Raw genomic sequence first — 17256 nt, 5'->3', positions numbered from 1 at the left:
TAGCTGCCTGTGGCCACGGCACATGCGGATCGGCGCGGACCCCAGGTTCTGAACATCGGGGAAGTCCTGGCTCAGCTGAGCGATGACTTCCCCAGCATGACGGCGTCAAAAATCCGGTTCCTTGAGGAAAAGGGGCTCATCAACCCGCAACGGACGCCTGCCGGCTACCGGCAGTATTCCGAGAACGACGTCGAACGGCTGCGTTTCGTCCTGTCTCTTCAGCGCGACCAGTACCTGCCGCTGAAGGTCATCAAGGACTACCTGGACGCGATCGACCGCGGCGAACGGCCGGAGAACCTGCCGGCCGGCGTCACGCTCTCCCCGCGGATCGTCTCCGAAGAACTCGCCAGCGAGCTCCAGAGCCGTGCCCGCCGGCTCAGCGAGGAACAGCTCCGGGCCGAATCCGGGGCGAGCGTCCCGCTCCTGGAATCGCTCCTGAGCTACGGGCTGATCGGGCACGTCAACGGCAAGTTCGACGAGCACGCCCTGCAAGTGGCGCGGGCCTGCGTCCAGCTGGAGAGCCACGGCCTGGAGCCCCGGCACCTCCGCCCCTTCCAGGCGGCCGCCGACCGTGAATTCGGGCTGGTGGAACGCGCAGTGGCCACCCTGACCTCGCGCAAAGACGCAGCCTCCCACGCCCGGGCCGCCGAGGCAGCCCGGGAAATCAGCGACCTCTGCCTGTCACTGCACCAGGCGCTGGTCCACGACCGCATCTCAAGGATGGACATCTGATGATTGAGGTGGAGATTGTGGGCGTGCGGATTGAGCTGCCGTCCAACCAGCCGCTTGTCCTGCTCAAGGAAATCCATGGTGAGCGCCACGTGCCGATCTGGATCGGGACCCCGGAAGCCAGTGCCATCGCCCTGGCCCAGCAGGGGGTTGTCCCGCCCCGGCCGATGACCCACGACCTCCTGGTGGACGTCGTCGAAGCCTTGGGACACACCATTGTCAGCGTCAACATCGTGGCGGTGGAGGACAACATCTTCTACGGACAGCTGCAGTTCGAGAACGGAACCACCGTGAGCTCCCGCGCCTCGGATGCGTTGGCCCTGGCCCTGCGCGCCAAGTGCCGGATCTGGTGCGCCGACGCCGTCATGGACGAGGCCGGCGTCCGGATCACCGAACACGACGAGGGCGAGGACACGCATCCCGGTCCCGCCGTGGATGAGGAAGGGGAACTGCGGCGCTTCCGCGAATTCCTCGACGACGTCGAACCCGAAGACTTCGGCGGCTGAACGCCCGCCGCAGCAGGGGCCAGTGAGGCGGCTGGGACTGCTGAAACGCCTGTGACGAATGGGGTTTTTGAGACGTCTGGGGCCGATGGGAAGACCGTAAAGGTTAAAGCCGAGAATGAAACTTTCGACACGCCCGCGGAATACCCCTAACGTCTTTGACCTTGGGCCCCGGCAGGCCTAACGTCGGAGGTACAAGTTCCCATTGCATACGGTAGCCGCGCAAGTCACACTGGAAAGTGCAGCCCCGGCTGAATTACACGGATGGAATCATCATCCTGTGTCATGCAGCTATTCACATACATTGCTGCCGATGCAACTTACTCAGGGGAACTCACGACAAGGAGGGTCCACGTGAGTCCGAAAGGCGAAGCAGGCGAGCTCAAGCAGACCGCGACGGCTGGCGTTGCTGTGCCCGCCAGCGGTGCCCAAGGCCTGCTGTTCACCGAGGATCTTCCCGTTCTGGACGAAGACGCGGGCTACCGCGGCCCCACCGCCTGCAAGGCGGCCGGCATCACCTACCGCCAGCTCGACTACTGGGCACGCACGGGACTTGTTGAGCCCGCCGTTCGCGGCGCGGCCGGCTCCGGTTCGCAGCGACTCTACGGCTTCCGCGACATTCTGGTCCTCAAGGTCGTCAAGCGGCTTCTGGACACCGGCGTCTCACTGCAGCAGATCCGCACCGCCGTCGAGCACCTCCGTGAACGCGGTGTCGAGGACCTTGCACAAATCACGCTCATGAGCGACGGCGCAAGTGTCTACGAGTGCACCTCGGCCGACGAAGTGATTGATCTTGTCCAGGGCGGCCAGGGGGTGTTCGGCATCGCCGTCGGCCGTGTTTGGCGCGAGGTTGAAGGCAGCCTCGCTGCCCTTCCCAGCGAACACGCCGCGGACCAATCCTTTCCCGACGACGAACTGAGCAAGCGCCGCGCGGCGCGAAAGATCGGCTAGCGAACTCTTACAGAACAGAACTGAGGCCGCCTTCCCTCTGGGAAGGCGGCCTCAGTTCTGTCTGCTGTGGTTCTTTGTTCGGGAGCGTCGTCGCCGTGTTCAGCGCTGGCTGCGGTCGCGGACGGAGCCGGCGGTGGCCAGGCCATTGGGGTGCAGGAGGTTCTGCAACAGGGTATCGAAGAGCCCCGCCGCGTTCTTGGCCGAGTCTCCGGGCCAGTGGTGGATCGAGTGGGCGGCGCCCTGGATCTGCTGCCAGTTGGCCTGCTCCGGGATGTGCGGAGTCAGCAGCAGCTCGCCGAACATGGACTCCATCTCCGATAGCCGGAAGGCGTGCTCGGCCGAGCCGCTGCGCACCCGGTTGGCCACGATGCCGGCGGGGGACAGCTTGGGAGCGAATTCCTGCCGGAACAGTTGGATGGCGCGCATGGTGCGCTCCGTGCCGGCCACAGAAAAGAGCCCGGGTTCGGCCACCAGGGTGACCTTGTCGCTCGCTGACCACGCCATCCGGGTGAGGCCGTTCAGCGACGGCGGGCAGTCCACCAGAATGAGCTCATAGTTCTCGGCGCCGGCCAGGACAGCGGAGAGCCTGCGGAGGTCGCGGCGGCCGAGGTCGGGCCGGTCGTATATACCGGTGTAGGCCGAGCCCACGGCGACATCCAGAACGGAGGGTGAGGAGGCGGCCCGTGCAGCGCCGGCCTGCAGAGCGCCGGCGGAACTGCCGTTGATTCTGGCATGTTCCACCCAGCCGCTGGGAACCACGTTGTCCGCCAGGCGCGCGCGTCGCGGAGAGCGCAGCATCCTGCCGATATCGAGCTGATCGTCCGGGCTGACGCCCAAGGCCGTGCTGGCGTCAGCGTGCGGGTCAAGGTCGACGACGAGGGTCGGGATGCCTGCGGCCAATGCCGCCGACGCCAGTCCGGTGGTCACGGATGTCTTGCCGACACCGCCTTTGAGGCTGCTGATGCTCACTACTTGCACTTGAAAAACCAATACCTAACGCCGGTTGCCGAGACGGGGTGGTGCCGGCTCCCGCGTTCTCCGGAGCCGGGGCGTGCATGCGACACGCACCCACTCATCATATGTTGATGCTCCGACGAAACCCGTTTCATCCGGCGACGAGGACGCAGAACCCCGCAAACCGGCCGGGGCGGGAGACAAGCGAAAAGCCGCAGGCCCTGCCCAACGCCGCGTCCGTGACGGATAATGCTGTGACGGTGGCCACAATGATTTGTGTTTGCCCGCACGGGTCTTAGACACTGTGAGCACTTACCGATACGCCCGCGATGAAGCAGGAGAAGTATGTTTTCTAAGATTCTGGTGGCCAACCGCGGGGAAATCGCGATTCGCGCTTTCCGCGCGGGCTACGAGCTGGGTGCCAAGACTGTCGCCGTGTTTCCCAACGAGGACCGTAACTCGATTCACCGCCAGAAGGCCGACGAGGCGTATCTGATCGGCGAGGAGGGGCACCCGGTCCGGGCGTACCTTGACGTTGACGAGGTGGTGCGCGTAGCCAAGGAGTCCGGTGCGGACGCCATTTACCCCGGCTACGGCTTCCTCTCCGAGAACCCGCGCCTGGCCCGGGCCGCCAAGGAGGCCGGCATCACGTTCGTCGGGCCGCCGGCGGAAGTCCTGGAACTTGCAGGCAACAAGGTGGCCGCCCTCGAGGCCGCCCGCAAGGCCGGTGTCCCCGTGCTCAAGTCGAGCCAGCCCTCGAAAGACCTGGACGAACTGATCGCCGCCGCGGATGAAATCGGCTTCCCGATCTTCGCCAAGGCCGTCGCCGGCGGTGGCGGGCGCGGCATGCGCCGCGTCGACACCCGCGACGCTCTCCCGGAGGCCCTGCAGGCCGCCATGCGCGAAGCCGATGCCGCGTTCGGCGACCCCACCATGTTTCTCGAGCAGGCCGTCCTGCGCCCCCGCCACATCGAGGTCCAGATCCTGGCCGATGCCGAGGGCAACATCATGCACCTCTTCGAGCGCGACTGTTCCATCCAGCGCCGCCACCAGAAGGTCGTTGAGATCGCACCGGCCCCGAACCTCGACGAAGGGATCCGGCAGGCGCTGTACCGCGACGCCGTGAAGTTCGCGAAGGCACTGAACTACGTCAACGCCGGCACGGTCGAATTCCTCGTCGACACCGTCGGGGAGCGCGCCGGCCAGCACGTGTTCATCGAAATGAACCCGCGCATCCAGGTCGAGCACACGGTCACGGAGGAGGTTACCGACGTCGACCTCGTTCAGGCACAGCTGCGCATCGCCGCCGGCGAGACCCTCGCGGACCTGGGCCTCTCACAGGACACCGTCCAGCTCAAGGGCGCGGCGCTGCAGTGCCGCATCACCACCGAGGACCCGGCCAACGGTTTCCGGCCCGACGTCGGCAAGATCACCGGCTACCGTTCTGCCGGCGGTGCCGGTGTCCGGCTCGACGGCGGCACCGTCTACTCGGGCGCCGAGATCAGCCCGCACTTCGACTCCATGCTGGTCAAGCTGACCTGCCGCGGCCGCGACTACCCTGCCGCCGTCGCCCGCGCCCGCCGCGCCCTTGCCGAATTCCGCATCCGCGGCGTGTCCACCAACATCTCCTTCCTGCAGGCCGTCCTGGACGATCCCGACTTCGTCGCCGGGGATGTGGCCACCTCGTTCATCGACGAAAGGCCCCAGCTGCTGAAGGCGCGGGTCTCCGCTGACCGCGGCACCAAGCTGCTGACCTGGCTCGCGGACGTCACGGTCAACAAGCCCAACGGCGAACTGACGGTCCACACGAATCCGGCGGACAAGCTTCCGGCCCTCGGTGACGCCGCAGCCCGGCCGGGGTCTCGCCAGCGGCTCCTGGAGCTGGGCCCGGAAGGCTTCGCCAGGTCCCTGCGCGCCCAGGACGCCGTTGCCGTCACGGACACCACCTTCCGCGACGCGCACCAGTCCCTGCTCGCCACCCGGGTGCGCACCCGCGACCTCGTCGCGGCCGGACCGGCCGTGTCCAAGCTGCTCCCGGAGCTGTTGTCGGTCGAGGCCTGGGGCGGTGCGACCTACGACGTCGCCCTGCGCTTCCTCGGCGAAGACCCGTGGGACCGGCTCGCGGCCCTGCGCAAGGCACTGCCGAACCTCTGCCTGCAGATGCTGCTCCGCGGCCGCAACACCGTGGGCTACACGCCGTACCCGGAAGAGGTCACGGTGGCGTTCGTCAACGAGGCCGCCGCCACGGGCATCGACATCTTCCGGATCTTCGACGCCCTCAACGACGTCAACCAGATGGCCCCGGCAATCCGCGCCGTCCGCGAGACCGGCACCGCCGTCGCCGAGGTCGCCCTCTGCTACACCGCGGACATGCTGGACCCGGAGGAGACCCTCTACACCCTGGACTACTACCTGGAGCTGGCGCAGAAAATCGTCGACGCCGGGGCACACATCCTCGCGATCAAGGACATGGCCGGACTTCTGCGCCCTGCCGCCGCGGCGCGCCTTGTGACGGCCTTGCGGGAACGGTTCGACCTCCCGGTCCACCTGCACACTCACGACACCGCAGGCGGCCAGCTGGCCACGCTGCTCGCGGCCGTGGACGCCGGAGTGGACGCCGTGGACGTGGCATCGGCGTCGCTTGCCGGCACCACCAGCCAGCCCTCGGCCTCCGCCCTCGTCGCCGCACTGGCCCACACGCCGCGCGACACCGGCCTGAGCCTGGCGAACGTGTGCGCCCTGGAGCCGTACTGGGAAGCCGTCCGCCGGGTCTACGCACCGTTCGAATCCGGACTGCCGGGCCCCACCGGCCGGGTCTACCAGCACGAGATCCCCGGCGGGCAGTTGTCCAACCTGCGCCAGCAGGCGATGGCACTGGGCCTTGGCGAGCGTTTCGAGGCGATCGAGGACATGTACACCGCGGCGGACCGCATCCTGGGCCGCCTGGTCAAGGTGACGCCGTCCTCCAAGGTGGTGGGCGACCTCGCCCTGCACCTCGTGGGCCTCAACGCCGATCCCGCGGACTTCAACGAGAACCCGCAGAAGTACGATGTCCCGGATTCCGTGATCGGCTTCCTCTCCGGCGAACTCGGCGACCCGCCGGGCGGCTGGCCGGAGCCCTTCCGCACGAAGGCCCTGCAGGGCCGCACCGTGAAGGTCCGCGACGTCGAGCTCAGCGCCGAGGATAGCGCCGCGCTGCAGGGCGACTCCAAGACCCGACAGCGCACGCTCAACCGCCTGCTCTTCGCCGGTCCCACCAAGGACTACCTGAAGAGTGTTGAGTCCTACGGAAACCTTTCGGTGCTGGATACCCGCGACTACCTCTTCGGGCTGCAACGCGGTGCGGAACACGAAATCGAGCTCGAGAAGGGCGTCCGGCTGATCGCCTCCCTTGAGGCCGTCTCCGAGCCCGACGAAAAGGGCATGCGCACCGTCATGTGCACGCTCAACGGCCAGTCCCGGCCCGTCGTGGTCCGCGACCGTTCCGTGGTGAGCAACGTCAAGGCCGCCGAACGCGCCGACACCACGCAGCCGGGCCAGGTGGCTGCGCCGTTCGCCGGCGCCGTCACGCTGACCGTCAAGGCCGGCGACACGGTCAAAGCCGGCGACACCGTTGCCACGATCGAGGCCATGAAGATGGAAGCCTCCATCACGACGCCGGTGGGCGGCACCGTCTCGCGCCTCGCCGTCGGCGCGGTGGAGCAGGTCCAGGGCGGGGACCTGCTGCTCGTCGTCGAATAGCGGTAACAACGAAGGGTCCTTCCGGCAGGAGCTGGAAGGACCCTTCGTTTTTGTGGCGCGGGAGCTGCCTAGGCGAGGGTGGGGCGCTTGGCGTTATACATTTCCTCGATCACGGTCTCGAAGTCCTTGAGCACCTGGGCCCGCTTGACCTTCATGGAGGGGGTCAGATGGCCGGAGGCTTCGGTGAAGTCGGCCGGCACGATCCGGAAGGACTTGATCGCCTCGGCCTGGGACACCGACTGGTTGGCGTGGTTGATGAGCTCCTGGACCGCGGCCTTGACGGCCGGGTTCTCGGCCGCGTCAGCGAGCGAGGTCGACGCCGGGAGCCCGTGGCGCCCCAGCCAGCCGGGGAGGGCTTCCTCATCGAGCGTGACCAAGGCGCCGATGAACGGGCGGTTGTCGCCCACCACCAGCACCTGGGAGACCAGGGCGTCAGCCCGGATCTGGTCCTCCAGCAGGGCCGGGACCACGTTCTTGCCGCCGGCTGTGACGATGATTTCCTTCTTGCGCCCCGTGATGGTCAGGAACCCCTGTTCATCCAACTGGCCGATGTCCCCGGTGCGGAACCAGCCGTCGTGGAAAGCGTCGGCGGACAGGTCATCGCGCTTGTAGTAGCCGCGCATGACGCACACGCCCTTGGCGAGGATCTCGCCGTCGTCCGCGATCCTGACGGCGTTCCCCGGAATAGGAGCACCCACGGTGCCGATCTTGATCAGGTCCGGGGTGTTCACGGTGACCGGCGCGGTTGTTTCGGTCAGCCCGTAGCCTTCCAGGATCTGCAGGCCGATGCCCTGGAAGAAGTGGCCCAGGCGTTCGCCGAGCGGGCCGCCGCCGGACACCGCATGCGAGACCTGGCCGCCCATGGCGTTCCGGAGCTTGGCATACACGAGCTTGTCGAACACGGAGTGCTTGAGCTTGAGGACAAGGCCCACCTTGCCGGCCTGCCGGGCCCGGGAGTATTCGATCGCGGTGTCCGCGGCGCGGTGGAAGATGGCGCCCTTGCCGCCGTCCTCGGCCTTGGTCAGGGCTGAGTTGTAGACCTTTTCGAAGACGCGCGGGACGGCGAGGATGAAGGTCGGCTTGTAGCTCTGCAGGTCCGGCAGCAGGTTCTTGATGTCCGGCGTGTGCGCCACCGTGACGCCCGCGGCAACGGCGAGCACGGAGATGAAGCGGGCGAAGACGTGGGCCAGTGGCAGGAACATGATGGTCCTGGCCTGCTCGTGGACGATCGTGCCCAGCGACGTGGCCAGGGCGTTCTCGGACAGTTCCACGAAGTTGCCGTGGGTCAGCTCGCAGCCTTTGGGCCGGCCCGTGGTGCCGGAGGTGTAGATGATCGTGGCGACGTCGTTCAGGGACGCCTGGCGGCGCCGCTCCTCGAGCTCGGCGTCGCTGATCCCGGTACCGGCGGCACGGACTTCGTCCAGGCCGTCGCCCTCGAGCTGCCAGACGTGCTGCAGGGCGGCAAGGCCTTCGGAGGTGGCCGCCTGCCGGATGATGTCCTCGTGGTGCGCGGATTCGCCGAAGGCGGCCACGGCACCGGAGTCGCCGAGGTTCCAGGCCACCTGTGAGGGGGAAGAGGTCTCGTAGATCGGGACGGAGACGGCGCCGGCGAACCAGATGGCGAAGTCGATCAGGGCCCATTCGTAGCGTGTGCGGGACATGATGCCCACCCGGTCGCCGGCAGCCACGCCGCTGGCCATGAGGCCCTTGGCGAGGGCTGAGACGTCGGCCAGGAAATCCGTGGCGCGGACATCCTGCCACTGGCCCGCTGCGTCGAGCCGCGAGAACAGCGCAGGGTTCGAGGCCTTGGCCGCCTGGCGCACCACGAGTTCGGTGACGTTGGTGTCCGGATCGACGTTCACCAGGGGCGGGACAATGATTTCTCGCACGACAGCTCCTTTGGTATCCATAGGCCCGCAACGGGTAGGCCTAAGCCTAGTATGCGGTCCCGCGAAGGTGTGTTCTGCGACACCTACTGGCGAGTAACTTTACGGTCGGGTCCGTCATTCCGCCAGTCAGGAGCGTCGGGGAGATCGGAGCCGGGGTGGGGCGCCCGGCCTCCGCGGCTGCGCCGGCGCCGGCGAATAGAATGGGGAATCATGCAGACACCAACACCCGGCCGGCAGCCCGGCCTGCGCCGCCGGACCGCCGCCTGGCGCAGCAAGGCCCTGGCCGGAGCGGCGGCCACTGCGGCCACCCACGACTTCCGTTCGCAGCTGCGGCTGGGCCGCAAGGGCCTGGCAATCGGCGTCGACATCGGAGGCACCAAGGTTGCTGCCGGCGTCGTCGATGCCGAGGGCCGGATCCTCAGCCAGGCGAAACGCTCCACCCCGGGCAACGACCCGCGCGCGGTGGAACAGGTCATTGTCGAACTTGTCGAAGAACTCGGCGCCGGGCACCGGATCTGGTCGGTCGGAATCGGCGCCGCCGGCTGGATGGACCTCGACGGCGCGACGGTTCTCTTCAGTCCGCATCTGGCCTGGCGCAACGAACCACTGCGAGACAACCTGCAGCGGCTGCTGCGGCGTCCCGTCCTGCTGACCAACGACGCCGACGCCGCCGCCTGGGCGGAATGGCGTTTCGGCGCCGGTCAGGGGCAGAACCGGCTGGTCTGCATCACCCTGGGCACGGGGATCGGCGGTGCCATGGTGATGGACGGGCGGCTCGAACGCGGCCGGTTCGGTGTGGCGGGGGAGTTCGGCCACCAGATCATCATGCCAGGCGGCCACCGCTGCGAGTGCGGCAACCGGGGCTGCTGGGAGCAATACGCCTCAGGCAATGCGCTGGGCCGCGAGGCGCGGGAGCTGGCCGCCGCGAATTCACCGGTTGCCCAGGAGCTGCTCAAGGCCGTGGACGGGGACGTCTCACGCATCACGGGCGCGATCGTCACGGAGCTGGCCAAGGCCGGCGATCCGACGTCGCGCGAACTCATCGAGGACGTCGGGGAGTGGCTGGGCCTGGGCCTGGCAAACCTTGCCGCGGCCCTGGATCCCGGAAAATTCGTGATCGGCGGCGGACTGTGCGACGCCGGTGAGCTCCTCGTCGGCCCAGCCCGGAAGGCCTTCGCGCGGAACCTCACGGGCCGCGGTTTCCGGCCCGCCGCGGAGATCGACCTCGCGGCCCTCGGACCCAACGCCGGGCTCATCGGCGCCGCGGACCTCTCCAGGGTCAGCAGCCGGATGCACACCTAACGCAGTGAAGGCACCGGCGTGAAGGCACCGGCAATAACTGACCGCGCAGGCTAGACGCGCGCCCCGTCGTCGTGTTCGTCCTTTTCGCCCGGCAGCTTCATGATCAGGAACACCACCGAGGCCGCGAACGCGACCACCATGCCAAGGATCGCCAGCATCGGGGCCGAACGCCAGAACATCGCCGAGAGCACGAGCGCAATCGGGCCGCCCACGGCGCCAAGCCACGCCAGGACCGTCATTGGATCAGACCCGGCCAGGCTGGGCGGCTCCTCCGGGACAAACGCGCCGTCGTCGTCCTCGGGCTCATAGTCGCGGGGGCCGGACGCGGCCTCCGGCACCTCGATGCCGCCCGTCGGCTGGCCGGGGGCAGGCGCGAGCCGTTCCGCGGCGGAGAGCTCGATCGGCGCGGTGCCGGCGAGGCCCAGCGGGTCAAAATCACGGAATGTCCTGGCCCCGGTGCCGGGGCTGCCGCCGGTGCCGTCCGTTCCGCCGGAGGACGGTCCGCCGCCGTCATGCGTGTCGCCTCCGAAGCTCTCGGGCGCGCCTTCCCCGACCCCTTCAAGCCGGGCGACGAGGTCCAGCCACACGGCGTCGTCGTCGGCGGACAGTGCGCCTGCGGCGGGGGAGTCCGGCGACTCTGGGGGCTGGGTCACATGGGCATCGGACCCGTGCGGCGGCAGGGGACCGGCGGAATGGGCGCCCGCGGGGTCACGTTCGCCCACTGCACCACCTGAACCCGATGCACCGCTTTCCTTCGAAGCTCGACCGCCGGGGGAACCGGGGTCTGCAGGGTCCGGAGCAGGGGTCTCGGGGTCTGGGGTCTCCGGGTCCGGCATACTGGGGTCCGGTTTAGTCATTGGCCGTGTCCTTCCGGCTGGCGCGGGCGGCGTCCGGACCGGCCGGGGGTGTCACGGACCGGACGAACTCGGCCGTGCCACGGAAGATCTCGGGGGCATCGTTGTCCATGGTGGCCACGTGGTAGCTGTTTTCCAGCCGGATAACCTCAAGCTGGGCGTTGGTCAGTCCATGGCGCAGGGCTGCCATGCTGGATTCGGACACCACATGGTCCACCGTGGAACGGTAGACCCGGACGGGAGCGGTGATGCGCGGCAGGAGTCGCACGGTGTCCTTGAACATCTTGTTGAGCTCGTGCGCGGCGGCCACCGGCGTCCGCGGGTACGCGCCTTCATCGGTGTCCGGTTTGAGGATGTCGTTGGCGATTGCGGGGGTGCTCTTGAGGACGTATTTCAAGACGCCGGCCAGCGGGGCTCGCGGGTCATCGATGACCAGGCCGGGATTGACTGCTACAACTCCTGCCACGGGGCGTGTGGCGGCAATCCGCAGCGCCAGCGCGCCACCCATGGACAGTCCCGCCACGACCACGACGTCGCATTCCTCCGCCAGCTCAAGGTAGGCGGCGTCCAGGGCCGCGTGCCAGTCCTGCCAGCGGGTCCGGGCCAGCTCCTGCCAGCTCGTTCCGTGCCCCGGCAGCAGCGGCATCCGGACTGCGAATCCGGCATCTGCCAAGGACAGCGCCCACTCCCGCACGCTGTGCGGGCTGCCGGTGAAGCCGTGGGACACCACGACGCCGGTCCGGGGGCCGGCTCCAGTGAACGGGCTGCTGAACGGCGAGTGGTTCGGGAGGATGCTCATGGAGTCTCCGAGGGGGCGGTGGGCGGCGTGGTGGAACGGGCGTGCAGAAGAAAGAATCGGACTGATTCTTCAAAGATTAGCGGCGCATCGGCGTCCAGGGTCGCAACATGCCCGCTGTGCGGGAGGCGGACGACCCTGAGGTCCCGGGACCCCAGGCGCCTGCGCAGCAGTTCCAAGGACGACGGCGGGACGACGGCGTCGGTGTCCGACTTGAAGACCAAGGTCGGTGCCTGGACGGACGGCAGGTCCCGGAACGTCGCGGAGAAAAGCCGGCGGAGCTGGTGGACCGCCGCCAGCGGCGTCAGGGAGTAGTCGCCGTCGTCGGTGGTGGATGCCGCGGGATTCTCCTCCTGGATCGGCGTCGTGGTCCGCTGGAAGTACTTGAGCAGTCCGACAATCCTGACCCTGCGGTCGTAGAAGCTCAGGCCGGGGTTGACCGCCGCCACACCGGCGACGCTGTGGCGGGCCGCCGTGCGCAGGGCGATGGTGCCGCCCATGGACAGCCCGGCGACGTAGCAGTCACTGGTTCGGGCGGCCAGGTCAAGGTAGGCGGTTTCGAAGCTCGTGTACCAGTCCTGCCAGCCCTTCCGGGCGAGGTCCCGCCAGTGGGTGCCGTGGCCGGGCAGCAGCGGGACCGAGACCGCGAACCCCTGGGCGGCGAGGTGCCGGGCCCACGGCAGGACGCTGAGGGGGCTTCCGGTGAATCCATGGCAGATGGCCACGCCGATCCGGGCGTTGGGGCCGTGGCCGGGGTAGCTGAAAGCGGCTGGCGCCGTGGACGTGCTGCTTTCGCTCATGAGCCCATCGTGTCACCCTTGGCGACAAAACTCACTAGAGTAAGGTGTCCATTGAAGTCCTGGCCGAACCGGATTCGGGAGGCCCGCCAGACGCCTTCCGGAGAGGTTACCGAGTGTTTTATTGGTTCATGAAGACGTTTGTCCTGGGACCGGTGTTGAAGCTGCTGTTCCGGCCCTGGGTCAAGGGCCTCGACAACGTCCCGGCCGAGGGCGCCGCGATCCTGGCCTCGAACCACCTCTCGTTCTCCGACTCCATCTTCATGCCGGTCATGGTGCCGCGGCCGGTAGTGTTCCTCGCGAAATCCGAATACTTCACCGGCACCGGGATCAAGGGCAGGCTCACCGCGGCCTTCTTCCGGCTCACCAACCAGCTCCCTATGGACCGGTCCGGGGGCGTCGCATCCGCGCAGTCCCTGGATGCCGGCATGGACGTGCTCAAGAACGGCTCGCTCCTGGGCATCTATCCCGAGGGGACGCGGAGCCCCGACGCGCGGCTGTACCGCGGCAAAGTGGGCGTCGCCCGCCTCGCGCTGCAAGCCCGGGTCCCGGTAATTCCGGTGGCGATGATCGGAACAGACAAAGTCCAGCCGATCGGCAAGCGCGTGCCCAACATCCGCCGTATCGGCATGATCTTCGGCGAACCGCTCGACTTCAGCCGCTACTACGGGATGGAGGATGACCGGCTGATCCAGCGCTCGGTGACCGACGAAATCATGTATGAACTCATGCGGCTGTCCGGCCAGGAATATGTGGACGAGTACGCCGCCGTCGTGAAACTCCGTATGGCGGGCAAAGCGCAGGACGTGGTCCCGGACCAAGCGCCAGCTGCAGGCCATGCGGCAGCCTCAGAATCAGTGCAGGAATCATCTCCGGACGACGTCGAGCCGACGGTGGCAGGCGAGGACGGTCCGGAGGTTCCCGGGGGTTCCTGAGTCCCGTCCGGTTGCCATATGACGGAAACCGGGCTGTCAATGACAGGCGGGACCGCCGAACAGCCACGGGACAACTATCCTTAGATAGTGACCGAGCTATCTGAGAAACCAGTTTCCCCGCTGACCAGCACCGCCCAGAGCGGAGCCGCCAACTATCCCGGACTGGACAACTGGCGGGAACTCCCGGCCTCGCAGCAGCCCACGTGGTCGGACCCGGCTGTCTTCGAAGCGTCCGTCAAGGAACTTTCCGTCCTCCCGCCCCTCGTGTTCGCGGGCGAAGTGGACATCCTGCGCGAACGCCTCGCCGCCGCCGCGCAGGGCAGGGCGTTCCTGCTCCAGGGCGGCGACTGCGCCGAGACCTTCGAGGCTGCGACGGCGGACAAGATCAGTGCCCGCGTCCGGACCATCCTGCAGATGGCCGTTGTCCTCACGTACGGTGCGGCCATGCCGGTCATCAAGATGGGCCGCATGGCGGGCCAGTTCGCCAAGCCCCGCTCCTCCAACGACGAAACACGCGACGGCGTCACCCTGCCGGCCTACCGTGGAGACATCGTCAACGGCTACGACTTCACCCCTGAGTCCCGCGCGCATGATGCCAGCCGGATGCTCAAGGCGTACCACACCTCCGCCTCCACCCTGAACCTGATCCGTGCGTTCACGCAGGGCGGCTTCGCGGACCTTCGCCTGGTGCACCAGTGGAACAAGGGCTTCACCGAAAATCCGGCGCACGCCCGTTACGAGTCGCTGGCCCGGGACATCGACCGTGCCATCAAGTTCATGGCCTCCTGCGGCGCCGACTTCGAGGCACTCAAGCGCGTGGAGTTCTACGCGAGCCACGAGGCCCTCCTGCTGGACTACGAGCGCGCCCTGACCCGCATCGATTCGCGCACCGGGCTGCCCTACGACACCTCGGCGCACTTCCTGTGGATCGGGGAGCGCACCCGCGAACTGGACCACGCGCACGTCGACTTCCTCTCCCGCGTCCGCAACCCCATCGGCGTGAAGCTCGGCCCGTCGACCACCGGCGACGACGCCCTGCGCCTGATCGACAAGCTGGACCCGGAGCGCGAGCCCGGCCGGCTCACCTTCATCACCCGCATGGGCGCCGGCAACATCCGCGAGAAACTGCCGCCGATCGTCGAGCGCGTCACCGCCTCCGGCGCACAGGTCCTGTGGGTCACCGACCCCATGCACGGCAACACGGTCACCTCGCCCAACGGCTACAAGACCCGCAATTTCGACGACGTCATCGACGAAGTCCGCGGATTCTTCGAGGTCCACCACGCGCTCGGCACCGTTCCCGGCGGCCTGCACGTGGAGATGACGGGCGACGACGTCGCCGAATGCCTTGGCGGGGCCGACCCGATCGACCAGGAAGCCTTCCTGGACCGCTACGAATCGGTCTGCGATCCGCGCCTGAACCACATGCAGTCGCTCGAAATGGCGTTCCTCGTGGCCGGTGCGCTCTCCAAGCGCTGACCCGCTGCACTGTCTAAAGTCCTGACAGAAACCAAAGTCCTGTCACAAAAGCTCCGCCCGGCTGGTCCAGCCGGGCGGAGCTTTTTCGTGTGCGGGGGCTGCTCCGAGGGGGCTGCCGAATCGGGTCAGACCACGGTGAGCGTGATGACCGAGCCTTCGGGGACGGCTGTGTCCACCGGACGCTGATCACGGACCGTTCCGAAGAACCCGCCCAGGATGTTGTCGATCTGGACTTTGAAGCCGAGGTCCTCCAGGGCTTTCTGGGCGTCCGAGGCCTGCTTCCCGATGAAGCTCGGTACCTGGACGAGCTTCGGTCCCTTGGAAATCGTCAGCGTCACGGATCCGCCCTTGGTCAGGTTGCCGGAGGCAGGATCCTGGGCCACCACCGCCCCCTTCGGGACGGTGCGGTCATTCACCGGATCCGGGGCCACGACGGCTTTCAGCCCGGCGGCTTCAAGGGCCTTCACAGCGGCACCCTGCTCCTGGCCGCGGACATCCGGAACCGGAATGGGCTGCGGGCCCTTCGAGACCGTCAGGCCCACCGGAGTCCCGTGCCTGACGGGATTGCCGCTGCGCGGCGCCTGGGCCAGGACAGTCCCGGCCGGCGCCGTCTCATCGAACGTCTCGGTGACCGGGCCCAAGGCCATTTCGGCGCCGTTGAGGGCGGTCTTGGCGTCGTCCAGGGTCTTCCCCGTAAGGTCCGGCAGCGGGAACAGTTCCGGGCCCTTGGACACGGCAAGTGACACTGGCTGGAATTTCCGGATGACCTCGCCTGCCTTGGGCTCGGAGCCGACCACCAGGCCCGGCGAGACGTTGTCGTCGAACACGTCCTTGACGGTGGATTGGAACCCGGCCGTGCGGAGCAGGTCCTGGGCCTCCGCCACAGTTTTGTTGGCCACCGGGGGAATCGTTCCGGGCGAGCCGGGGCCCATGCCGAAGAACCAGCCGGCGACGGCGGCGAGGAGCGCCGCGACCACAAGGAGGACAATCCAGACCAGCCCGCGGCGTCGTCGGTTTCCCTCATGAAGGGTCTTGGTGGGCGTGGCCGCGGCGCGCTGGCGCGCCTTTTCCTCGTCCCGGTCCAGTTTGCGCTGGGCGCGCTTGCTGGTGGCGGTGCCGACGTCGCCGGGTTCGTCGTACCCTGCGGCGCCCTGATAAGCCCCGTCTTCCGGAGTGGACAAGTCTTCCGGGGTGGACAACGGCCCGTAGGCGGGACGCCTCGGTCCGTTGGTCATCACGGTGGTCGGGTTGCCGCCGCGGGAGATCATCTCCGTGGGCTGTTGGAGGCCGCCGTACACCTCGGTGGGCATGTCGTTGGGGGGCCTCACGTAGGCAGTGTCCTGCACGGCCGACGCCGGGACGGCACCGGCTGGCGGGCGGCTCGGCGGGGCGGCGACGGCCGGCAGCGGGCTGCGGACTGCTGCCGGCGGTTGGAGGTCGAGTTCGGCGTCGCTGAGGTTGGTCCTGATGTGCCGGAGTTCGGACAACAGCGCGTTCCCGTCGACGGGGCGCTTGTCCGGGTCCCGGTCCGTGCACCACCGGACGAGTTCGTCGATCTCTGCGGCCAGCCCCGGCACCTGAACGGACGGTGCCTCCACGGTGGAATTGACGTGCTGGTAGGCGACCTGGATGGGCACCTCGCCGTCGAACGGCTGCCGGCCGGTGACCATTTCGTAGAGCATGATCCCGACGGAGTAGATATCGCTGCGGGCGTCCGCCTGTTTGCCCAGCACGAGCTCGGGGGAGAGGTAGGCGACAGTCCCGATCAAGGCGCCGGTGCTGGTGGAAGTCGAAATGGCGCGTGCCAGGCCGAAGTCGCCGAGCTTGATCCGCCCGTCGTCGGCGATCAGGACGTTTTCCGGCTTGATGTCGCGGTGGATCATGCCGGCGGCGTGCGCGGCGCCCAGCCCCTCGACCACAGGGTCGATCAGCGCCAGGGCCAGCCGCGGTGAGAGGGCGCCCTTCTCGTTGAGGACGTCCCGCAGGGTGTGGCCCTTGATGTACTCCATGACGAGGTAGGCAAGGGGGCCGTCTTCGCCCTGGTCCAGGACGCCCACCACATGGGGATGGGAGAGCCGGGCTGCGGCTTTGGCTTCGCGTCCCAGCCGGTCCAGGAACTGCGGATCGTCGGCCAGGTGGGGATGGAGCACCTTCAGGGCGACATCGCGCTCGAGGCGCTGGTCCGTGGCGAGGTACACGGTGGACATCCCGCCGCGGGCGAGCTTGGATTGAACCCGGTAGCGGTTGTCCACCAGGTTCCCGACGAGAGCGTCCGACACGTATTCCTGCACCATACAATCCTAGTCGGTGGACAGAAACGGGCCCG

At 67.8% G+C, this 17256-nt stretch carries 13 protein-coding genes; 7 read left to right on the top strand and 6 right to left on the bottom strand.

The window, feature by feature from the left end:
* Positions 1 to 9: 9 nt before the first annotated feature.
* The 3 genes from ftsR to C9424_RS14665 all read left to right on the top strand — a co-directional run bounded on the left by ftsR (position 10) and on the right by C9424_RS14665 (position 2183).
* The gene (gene ftsR, locus C9424_RS14675; protein ID WP_026266235.1) at positions 10 to 732 is read left to right on the top strand and encodes a transcriptional regulator FtsR; all 723 of its coding nucleotides are present in this window, start codon (positions 10 to 12) and stop codon (positions 730 to 732) included.
* Positions 732 to 1235, top strand: coding sequence for a bifunctional nuclease family protein (locus C9424_RS14670; RefSeq protein ID WP_091255089.1), 504 nt, complete (start codon positions 732 to 734; stop codon positions 1233 to 1235). The genes ftsR and C9424_RS14670 overlap by 1 nt, the downstream gene beginning before the upstream one ends.
* A 351-nt stretch (positions 1236 to 1586) precedes the next feature.
* Positions 1587 to 2183, top strand: coding sequence for a MerR family transcriptional regulator (locus tag C9424_RS14665; RefSeq protein ID WP_090583557.1), 597 nt, complete (start codon positions 1587 to 1589; stop codon positions 2181 to 2183).
* 99 nt (positions 2184 to 2282) lie between these two features.
* On the opposite strand, the gene C9424_RS14660 is transcribed toward C9424_RS14665, so the two are convergent.
* Positions 2283 to 3161, bottom strand: a complete 879-nt coding sequence (locus tag C9424_RS14660; protein WP_116767541.1) for a ParA family protein — start codon at positions 3159 to 3161, stop codon at positions 2283 to 2285.
* A gap of 321 nt (positions 3162 to 3482) precedes the next feature.
* On the opposite strand from C9424_RS14660, the gene C9424_RS14655 reads away from it, so the two are divergent.
* Complete coding sequence (locus C9424_RS14655; RefSeq protein WP_116767539.1) at positions 3483 to 6878, top strand: pyruvate carboxylase; 3396 nt, start codon at positions 3483 to 3485, stop codon at positions 6876 to 6878.
* 68 nt (positions 6879 to 6946) lie between these two features.
* Here C9424_RS14655 and C9424_RS14650 read toward each other — a convergent pair whose 3' ends face one another.
* Positions 6947 to 8767, bottom strand: a complete 1821-nt coding sequence (locus tag C9424_RS14650; protein WP_116767538.1) for an AMP-dependent synthetase/ligase — start codon at positions 8765 to 8767, stop codon at positions 6947 to 6949.
* A 210-nt stretch (positions 8768 to 8977) separates the two neighbouring features.
* Here C9424_RS14650 and C9424_RS14645 point away from each other — a divergent pair, with 210 nt between their 5' ends.
* Entirely contained in the window at positions 8978 to 10069 is a 1092-nt protein-coding gene (locus C9424_RS14645) for an ROK family glucokinase (protein ID WP_091255093.1), read from the top strand.
* 50 nt (positions 10070 to 10119) lie between these two features.
* Here the strand turns inward: C9424_RS14645 and C9424_RS14640 are convergent, their stop codons facing one another.
* The 3 genes from C9424_RS14640 to C9424_RS14630 form a co-directional block, all read right to left on the bottom strand.
* Positions 10120 to 10722 (bottom strand): hypothetical protein, encoded by a 603-nt coding sequence (locus C9424_RS14640; protein ID WP_202615884.1) that lies wholly within the window; start codon positions 10720 to 10722, stop codon positions 10120 to 10122.
* A gap of 196 nt (positions 10723 to 10918) precedes the next feature.
* Complete coding sequence (locus tag C9424_RS14635) at positions 10919 to 11722, bottom strand: alpha/beta hydrolase (protein WP_116767536.1); 804 nt, start codon at positions 11720 to 11722, stop codon at positions 10919 to 10921.
* Entirely contained in the window at positions 11719 to 12519 is an 801-nt protein-coding gene (locus C9424_RS14630; RefSeq protein WP_116767534.1) for an alpha/beta hydrolase, read from the bottom strand. The genes C9424_RS14635 and C9424_RS14630 overlap by 4 nt, the downstream gene beginning before the upstream one ends.
* A 113-nt stretch (positions 12520 to 12632) precedes the next feature.
* Here C9424_RS14630 and C9424_RS14625 point away from each other — a divergent pair, with 113 nt between their 5' ends.
* Positions 12633 to 13451, top strand: coding sequence for a lysophospholipid acyltransferase family protein (locus C9424_RS14625; protein ID WP_116767532.1), 819 nt, complete (start codon positions 12633 to 12635; stop codon positions 13449 to 13451).
* Between the two features lie 84 nt (positions 13452 to 13535).
* Positions 13536 to 14930 (top strand): class II 3-deoxy-7-phosphoheptulonate synthase, encoded by a 1395-nt coding sequence (locus tag C9424_RS14620; RefSeq protein WP_116767531.1) that lies wholly within the window; start codon positions 13536 to 13538, stop codon positions 14928 to 14930.
* A gap of 125 nt (positions 14931 to 15055) precedes the next feature.
* Here C9424_RS14620 and C9424_RS14615 read toward each other — a convergent pair whose 3' ends face one another.
* On the bottom strand, positions 15056 to 17224 hold the full coding sequence (locus tag C9424_RS14615) for a Stk1 family PASTA domain-containing Ser/Thr kinase (protein ID WP_116767529.1): 2169 nt from the start codon (positions 17222 to 17224) through the stop codon (positions 15056 to 15058).
* Positions 17225 to 17256: the final 32 nt, after the last annotated feature.

It is taken from the genome of Arthrobacter sp. H-02-3, from assembly GCF_003097355.1.
Taxonomy (GTDB): Bacteria; Actinomycetota; Actinomycetes; order Actinomycetales; family Micrococcaceae; genus Arthrobacter; species Arthrobacter humicola.
Note: the sequence above shows the minus strand (reverse complement) of the source record. Positions and strands in the feature narration are given on the sequence as shown.